9 protein-coding genes are annotated in these 8,012 nt (G+C 66.0%); all 9 read left to right on the top strand.

All coding sequences use genetic code 11. The features are described from left to right. On the top strand, positions 1 to 349 hold a 349-nt coding region (locus ACU0BR_RS04055; RefSeq protein ID WP_446155567.1), incomplete at its 5' end, for a NuoB/complex I 20 kDa subunit family protein. Between the two features lie 12 nt (positions 350 to 361). Further along, complete coding sequence (locus ACU0BR_RS04050; RefSeq protein WP_446155566.1) at positions 362 to 985, top strand: NADH-quinone oxidoreductase subunit C; 624 nt, start codon at positions 362 to 364, stop codon at positions 983 to 985. A gap of 2 nt (positions 986 to 987) precedes the next feature. After that, positions 988 to 1,878, top strand: a complete 891-nt coding sequence (locus ACU0BR_RS04045; RefSeq protein ID WP_446155565.1) for a sulfotransferase — start codon at positions 988 to 990, stop codon at positions 1,876 to 1,878. Between the two features lies 1 nt (position 1,879). Next, entirely contained in the window at positions 1,880 to 3,088 is a 1,209-nt protein-coding gene (locus ACU0BR_RS04040; protein ID WP_446155564.1) for an NADH-quinone oxidoreductase subunit D, read from the top strand. Continuing rightward, positions 3,085 to 3,765, top strand: coding sequence for a hypothetical protein (locus tag ACU0BR_RS04035; protein ID WP_446155563.1), 681 nt, complete (start codon positions 3,085 to 3,087; stop codon positions 3,763 to 3,765). Before ACU0BR_RS04040 ends, ACU0BR_RS04035 begins: the two co-directional genes overlap by 4 nt. A 14-nt stretch (positions 3,766 to 3,779) precedes the next feature. Next, entirely contained in the window at positions 3,780 to 4,982 is a 1,203-nt protein-coding gene (locus ACU0BR_RS04030; RefSeq protein ID WP_446155562.1) for an NADH-quinone oxidoreductase subunit E, read from the top strand. Between the two features lie 71 nt (positions 4,983 to 5,053). Further along, positions 5,054 to 6,214 (top strand): hypothetical protein, encoded by a 1,161-nt coding sequence (locus tag ACU0BR_RS04025; protein ID WP_446155561.1) that lies wholly within the window; start codon positions 5,054 to 5,056, stop codon positions 6,212 to 6,214. Positions 6,215 to 6,296: 82 nt separating this feature from the next. Continuing rightward, positions 6,297 to 6,527, top strand: coding sequence for a DUF5337 domain-containing protein (locus tag ACU0BR_RS04020; protein WP_446155560.1), 231 nt, complete (start codon positions 6,297 to 6,299; stop codon positions 6,525 to 6,527). A 4-nt stretch (positions 6,528 to 6,531) separates the two neighbouring features. Continuing rightward, positions 6,532 to 7,827: an NADH-quinone oxidoreductase subunit NuoF gene (gene nuoF, locus ACU0BR_RS04015; protein WP_446155559.1), complete on the top strand. Its 1,296-nt coding sequence runs from the start codon at positions 6,532 to 6,534 to the stop codon at positions 7,825 to 7,827. Positions 7,828 to 8,012: the final 185 nt, after the last annotated feature.

The following is an 8,012-nucleotide window of genomic DNA, read 5'->3' as shown; positions in this document are numbered from 1 at the left end:
GCATACCTCGATGCCGCGCTACGACGCCGAACGCTTCGGGATCGCGCCCCGCGCCAGCCCGCGCCAGTCCGACCTGATGATCGTGGCGGGCACCTTGACCAACAAGATGGCGCCCGCGCTGCGCAAGGTCTACGATCAGATGCCCGAGCCGCGTTACGTGATCTCGATGGGGTCCTGCGCCAATGGCGGCGGCTATTATCACTACAGCTATTCGGTGGTGCGCGGCTGCGACCGGATCGTGCCGGTCGACATCTACGTGCCCGGCTGCCCGCCGACCGCCGAGGCCTTGCTGTACGGCATCCTGCAATTGCAGCGCAAGATCCGCCGCACCGGAACCATCACCCGCTGAGAAAGGTCTGGCATGCCCGACATCCTGTCCCAGTTGGCGGCCCACATCACCGAGAAACAGCCCGACGCGGTGGTCGGCACGAGTGTGTTGCGCGGTGAGCTGACGATCGAGGTGGCGCCGACGCGCATCGTGCCCTTCGTGGATTTTCTCAAGGCCGATCAGACCTGCCAGTTCACCACGCTCGTCGATATCACCGCGGTGGACAACCCGTCGAGCGACCGGCGCTTCGATGTGGTCTATCACTTTCTGTCGATGTATCAGAACCACCGCATCCGGCTGCGCGCGCGGCTGCGCGAGGATGAGGTGATGCCCTCGATCGTCTCGGTTCACGCGTCGGCCAACTGGTTCGAGCGGGAAGTCTTCGACATGTTCGGCATCCTGTTCTCGGGGCATCCCGATCTGCGCCGTATCCTGACCGACTACGGGTTCCGCGGCTTTCCGCTGCGCAAGGATTTCCCGACCACCGGCTATACCGAGGTCCGCTATGACGAAGCGCAGAAGCGCGTGGTCTATGAGCCGGTCAACCTGGTGCAGGAATACCGCCAGTTCGATTTCATGTCGCCCTGGGAGGGTGCCGATTACATCCTGCCGGGCGACACGGCCCCGCAAGGCGGCAGCACCGGAGCCAAGGAATAGTCATGGCCGAACCGGGCGTGGTTTTCGGAATTGGGGCGACGAAGGCGGGGACCAGCTGGCTCTACCGTTACCTCGAGATGCACCCCGATTGCCATTTCCGCGCGATCAAGGAGCTGCATTACTTCGACATGCTCGAAAAAGGCGCGCAGATCCGCCAGATGGACCGCATCATCGAGGCCCGCAGCCGCCGTCGCGCCGCCATGCTGACCGCCGAAGGCGACAGGCGCGCGAATCTCAGGCGGCAGGTGATCGACAACGATCGCTGGATGTCGGTGATCGGGCGCGGGGAGGAGGATATCCCCGCCTATCTGGCCTATATGAACGAAGGCCACCGCGGCGCCAGGATCGTCGGCGATTTCACCCCGTCCTATGCGCTGCTGCCCGAGGCGCGCCTGCGGCAGATGCAGGATCTGGCGCCGGGCCGGGTGCCGAAGGTCAAGTTCATTTTCCTGATGCGCGATCCGCTGGAACGGCTGTGGTCGAACATCCGCATGATGGGCGGTTTCGGCGGCCGCACCGGCGACGCCGCGGCCGACCGCGCGCGCACGATCGCACGCGAGTATCTCGACGGCGGGCAAGGCGATGTGGTGGAGCGGTCCGACTACCGCGCCATGCTGGAACGCATGAGCGCGGCGATCCGTCCCGAAAACCTGCTGATCGAATTCTATGAACGGCTGTTCCAACAGGATACGATCGACCGGATCTGTGATTTTCTCGGCATCACGCGCGTGGCCGCTCAGTTCGATCATCGCGTGAATGTCAGCCAGACGCTGGATCTGGCGGAAAAGTGGCGCCGCCCGATGCTCGATCGTCTGGCGCCTCAATATGAATTCGTGGCGAACCGCTTTCCCGACGTTCCGCGGGAATGGCACGCCAACATGGTGGAGGTCTGACATGGACGGCCCATTCGACGATGCCCTGACCGGCGAGCAGAAGATTCGAAACTTCAACATTAACTTCGGCCCGCAACACCCTGCTGCACATGGCGTTTTGCGGCTGGTTCTTGAGCTTGACGGCGAGATTGTCGAGCGCTGCGATCCCCATATCGGGCTGTTGCACCGCGGCACCGAAAAGCTGATGGAAAGCCGTACCTACCTTCAGAACCTGCCTTATCTGGACCGTCTGGATTACGTGGCGCCGATGAACCAGGAGCACGCCTATTGCCTGGCGATCGAACGGCTGGTGGGCATCGAGGTGCCGCGCCGGGCGCAGCTGATCCGGGTGCTCTATTCGGAGATCGGTCGCATCCTGAGCCATCTGCTGAACGTGACCACCCAGGCGATGGACGTCGGCGCGCTGACGCCGCCGCTTTGGGGGTTCGAGGAGCGCGAGAAGCTTATGGTCTTCTACGAGCGCGCCTGCGGGGCGCGTCTGCACGCGGCCTATTTCCGCCCCGGCGGGGTGCATGTGGATCTGCCGCCCGCGCTGGTCGAGGATATCGACACCTGGGCGCAGGAGTTTCCGGCCGTTCTCGACGATATCGACGGGCTGCTGACGGAAAACCGCATCTTCAAGCAGCGAAACGTCGACATCGGTGTCGTGAGCGAGCAGGAGATCAGCGACTGGGGCTTTTCCGGCGTGATGGTCCGCGGCTCGGGGCTGGCGTGGGATCTGAGGCGCGCGCAACCCTACGAGTGCTACGACGAGTTCGAATTCCAGATCCCCGTGGGCAAGAGCGGCGATTGCTACGACCGCTACCTCGTGCGCATGGCCGAGATGCGCGAATCCACCAAGATCATCCGCCAGGCCTGCGAAAAGCTGCGGGCGGAGTCGGGGCCCGTGCTGGCGCGCGGCAAGTTGTCGCCGCCGACACGCGGCGAGATGAAGACCTCGATGGAGGCGCTGATCCATCATTTCAAACTCTATACCGAAGGCTTCCACGTGCCCAAGGGCGAGATCTACGCCGCGGTCGAGGCGCCGAAGGGCGAATTCGGCGTCTATCTGGTGGCCGACGGCACGAACAAACCCTACCGCGTCAAGCTGCGCGCGCCGGGATTCCTGCATTTGCAGGCCATGGATCATGTGGCCTCGGGACATCTTCTGGCCGATGTGTCGGCCATCATTGGCACCATGGATGTGGTCTTCGGGGAGATCGACCGATGAATGACGCGGGGGCGTTTCGCGCGCTCATGTTGGGGGCGGGTCTTGGCGGCGTGTTGCTGGCCGGGCTCGCGGGCGGCTCGGCGCAGGCGGCAGGGTCCGCGCTGATGCAGCCCGGGCGCGCGTCCGACGTGGCGGGGCCAGGGGCCCTGGTCGAGACCGGCGCGCCGCTGGGCGATGCGGCCCGCGCGGCCTTCGCCCGGGCGCCCGAAGCAGCGGGCAGCGCCGCGTCCACGAGCGCCGATGCGTCAACCGGCGGTGTGCAAAGCACCGAGGCGCTGGTCACCGCATTTGCCCGCAACAAGTGCAGGGTGCGCCCGCTGGATCTGCCGAAGGTCTTCGGCCCGCTCGGATTCAAGCGCGCCTTCGTGCAGAAGCAGCTTGTCGCGCTGCGGATGGAGGGCAAGATTTCCCTCGATGCGGAGGGCGCGCTGAGCCTGCTTCCCGAAATGTGCCCGCCGGTGAACCCCGCGCCCACGCCGCGCGATGCACTGCTGGCGCGGTTCGCCTCTGCCGGATGCTCCATCGACGATGGGCAGATCGACGGCATCGGCCGCGACCTGGGCCTGGACCGCGAGCAGATGCGCGCCATCGTGCTGCCGCTGGCCGACGAGGGCCGCATCAAGGTCGACGGGTTCACCGCGACGCTGGATGCGTCGCTTTGCCAACAGACGAAATGATCCGAGGATACTGAATGCTCCGCCGTCTTCACGCCCATCAGCCCGAGAGCTTTGCCTTCACACCGGCAAACCAGAAATGGGCCGAGGCGCAGATCACCAAATATCCCGAAGGCCGCCAGGCCAGCGCGATCATCCCGCTGCTGTGGCGGGCGCAGGAACAGGAAGGGTGGCTGTCGCGCCCCGCCATCGAGCATGTCTGCGAGATGCTGGACATGGCCTATATCCGGGGCCTTGAGGTCGCGACCTTCTACTTCATGTTTCAGTTGCAACCCGTTGGCAGCGTTGCGCATGTTCAGATCTGCGGCACCACGTCCTGCATGATCTGCGGGGCCGAGGACCTGATGGCCGTCTGCCGCGAGAAGATCGCGCTCAACCCGCATGAGCTTTCCGCCGACGGGCGGTTCAGCTGGGAAGAGGTCGAATGTCTGGGCGCCTGCGCGAACGCGCCGATGGCCCAGATCGGCAAGGATTATTACGAAGACCTCACCGAGGAAAGCCTGGCGCGGATCATCGACGGGATGGCCGCGGGCGAGGTGCCGACCCCGGGCCCCCAGAACGGGCGTTTCGCCTCCGAGCCTCTGTCGGGGCTGAGCTCGCTCGCGGGGGACGGCAAGGATCACAACGCGCATAACGCCTCCGTCGCGCTGGCGCTCGATCTGGGGGATACGATCCGGCGCATCGACGGCAGCGAGACCCCGCTGACCACGCCATGGCCGGACGATCGGACCGACGCGGCCGCGACGCCGCCGCGCGATCACGGCACCGACCTGCCCGGCACCGACCCGCGCGCGACGCCCGGCCCGCAACCCGCAAAGAACACCCCCGCCAGCGATACCGGCGTCAGCAAGCAGGAAGCGGATGAAAAGCCCACCGGGCGCCCCGACGAGGGCGCACCGGCAAAGGACGCGGATCGCGCTGCACCCGAACCTGCGCCCGATACTACGCCCGGCCAGCCGCCCGTCGGCGTTGTTCCGCCGCGGCTCGACAGCCCGCGCGGCGGCAAGGCCGACGATCTGAAGCAGATCCGCGGCATCGGCCCGAAGCTGGAAAGACAGCTCAATGCCCTGGGATTCTATCACCTGGACCAGATCGCCGCCCTGTCGGAGGAGGAGCTGATCTGGCTGGACGACAACCTGGAAGGTTTCCGCGGGCGGGCCGGACGCGATGACTGGGTCGGTCAGGCTGGCGCCCTTACACAATCACCGGGCGCACAGTAAGAGACATAAGCCGCAGAATACGTTAGTAAGATCGTCATCACACCCTGCAACCAAGCGACGGGAGCGCGACAATGCTACAGAAATCTGATGGACTGAGTTGCAGTGCGGGATGCTGGCTTGCCGCGGCGCTCGGCGGGGCGGTGCTGTCGATCCTTCTGTGGTGGCTGACGGGAATGTCCTTTCTGGCGGGGCTTTTCGCGGGGGTGCTGGGCTTCGCCGTGGGCGGCGCGGTACTGGCCTGGGTGATCTGCTCGTCCTCGTCCGACACCGCCGCCGCGATGCGCCCGATGGGCGGCGGCGCGGTCCCGGGAAACCGGCCGGGCGCCCGCGTGGCCGACAGCACGGGCGACGCGACGACGCTTGCGGAAGGGGCCGCGCGCAACGCAGCCGCGGCGGGATCGTTGGAAACCGCGGCCACGCCGCTGCGCCCGGAGCCGTCGCCCGACCCGGGGGCCCAGCCGGGGTCCCCGGGGTCCGAGCCCTTCGCCGATGACGACGGCGATGTCGTGCGCGTCACGCCCGCCTCCGTCGCCAAATCGCGCGAGGACCGCGTGCCCGGCACCGGACCCGCAGCCGCGGGCGCCGAAGCCGCGCTGACCGGCATCGCGGTGGATGAGCGACGCGAACCCGGCAGGGAGACCGCGACGGACGACCGCGCCGAGGCCGGGAGGGAAGCCGATCGTGCAGTCGACGACAGCTCCGCCGACGGAACCGACAAGGGAGCCGGGGCCGCATCAGGCGACGCGACGGCAGGTCAGCCGCTGTCTGGGGATCAGGACCCGCAGGGCGAGGATTGGAAAGGCAGCGCGGTGAACGCGCAGCCCGACGCGAAATCGGAAACGCCTGCGTCGGCCCCTCGCGCGGGGTCGGCCGCCGTGTCCGATGCCGAGATCGATGCTGGGCCCGATGCCGAGGTCGAGCCGGATGCGGCGCCGAGCTCCAGCGTCGCGGTCGATGCGGTGGAGCCCGGCATCCACACAGGCACCGCGCCCGAACGGCTGGACGCCCCGCGCGACGGGCAGGGCGACGATCTGACCCGCATCAAGGGGATCGGCCCCAAGCTGGCGCAGCAATGCAATGATATGGGGATCTATCATTTCGACCAGATCGCGGGCTGGTCGGAACAGGAAGTCGCCTGGATGGACGACAATCTGAAAGGGTTTCGCGGGCGGGTGACCCGCGACGAATGGGTGCCCCAGGCACGAGCGCTTTCGGCACGCTCGGGCGGCTGAGGGCAGAAAATTGGTTGCATGCGCTTGCCTCTGACGGCCGCGCATAGGAAGAGATGGGCCGAAACGGCGGCCCCGGTGGTGAATGGCTAACAGCGACGACACGCAAATGCAGCAAGCCCGCAGGGCGCGTCTGGTCGCGATCGTGATGATCGTGACGATGGTGGGCTGGCTGGCGGCGCAATGGCTGCTGGCGGTCTTGCAGATGCCGGTGCGCTACCTGTTCCTGTTCGACCTTGCGGCGCTTGCCGGGTTTGCCTGGGCGCTGGTCAATGTCTACTGGATCTGGCGCGCGCGCCGGAGCAACAAGGGATAAACGGATGCTGAAGGATCAGGACCGGATTTTCACCAACATCTACGGGATGCACGACCGCTCCCTGGCGGGGGCGAAGGCGCGCGGGCAGTGGGACGGCACGGGTGATATCGTCAAGAAGGGGCGCGACTGGATCATCGACCAGATGAAGGCCTCGGGGCTGCGCGGGCGCGGCGGCGCGGGCTTTCCGACCGGGCTCAAGTGGTCCTTCATGCCCAAGGAAAGCGACGGTCGGCCCGCCTATCTGGTGGTCAATGCCGACGAGTCGGAACCCGGCACCTGCAAGGACCGCGAGATCATGCGCCATGATCCGCACACGCTGATCGAGGGGTGCCTGATCGCGTCTTTCGCGATGAACGCACACACCTGCTACATCTACCTGCGCGGCGAATACATCCGCGAGCGCGAGGCGCTGCAACTGGCGATCGACGAATGCTATGCCGACGGTCTGCTGGGGCGCAACGCGGCCGGGTCGGGATGGGATTTCGACCTGTATCTGCACCACGGCGCGGGCGCCTATATCTGCGGCGAGGAAACCGCCCTGCTGGAAAGCCTGGAAGGCAAGAAGGGCATGCCCCGGATGAAGCCGCCGTTCCCGGCGGGCGCGGGGCTCTACGGGTGCCCGACCACGGTGAACAACGTCGAATCGATCGCGGTCGTCCCCACGATCCTGCGGCGCGGGCCGGAATGGTTCGCGGGCTTCGGCCGGGCCAACAACACCGGCACCAAGCTTTTCGCGATCTCGGGGCACGTCAACACCCCCTGCGTCGTCGAAGAGGCGATGTCGATTTCCTTCGAAGAGCTGATCGAGAAACATTGCGGCGGGATCCGCGGCGGCTGGGACAACCTCAAGGCGGTGATCCCGGGCGGATCGTCGGTGCCGCTGCTTCCGGCCGAGGTGATGAAAGACGCCATCATGGATTTCGATTGGCTGCGCGATCAGAAATCGGGTCTGGGCACGGCCGCCGTGATCGTGATGGATCAGAGCACCGATGTGATCAAGGCGATCTGGCGGCTGTCGAAATTCTACAAGCACGAAAGTTGCGGCCAGTGCACGCCCTGCCGCGAGGGCACGGGCTGGATGATGCGCGTGATGGACCGGCTGGTCAAAGGCGAGGCCGCCCCCGAAGAGATCGACATGCTGCTCGATGTGACCAAACAGGTCGAGGGTCATACGATCTGCGCGCTCGGCGATGCTGCGGCATGGCCGATCCAGGGGCTGATCCGGCATTTCCGCGACGAAATCGAAGACCGCATCGCGCATAAGCGCAAGCCCCGGCCCGCCGTGGTGGCGGCCGAATGACGGGCAGCGCGGCAATGGACCAGACAATGAGCCAGATGGGCTATGCGATATGGTTCTGGGTGGCCGTCTATGCGGCGGTGATCCTGATCCCCTTCTGGAAACTCTGGAGTCGGACCGGGCACAGCGGATGGATCTCGCTGCTGATGCTGATCCCTTTCGTCAATCTGATCATGATTTACATTCTC

This window comes from Brevirhabdus sp. (genome assembly GCF_052826345.1).
Note: the sequence above shows the minus strand (reverse complement) of the source record. Positions and strands in the feature narration are given on the sequence as shown.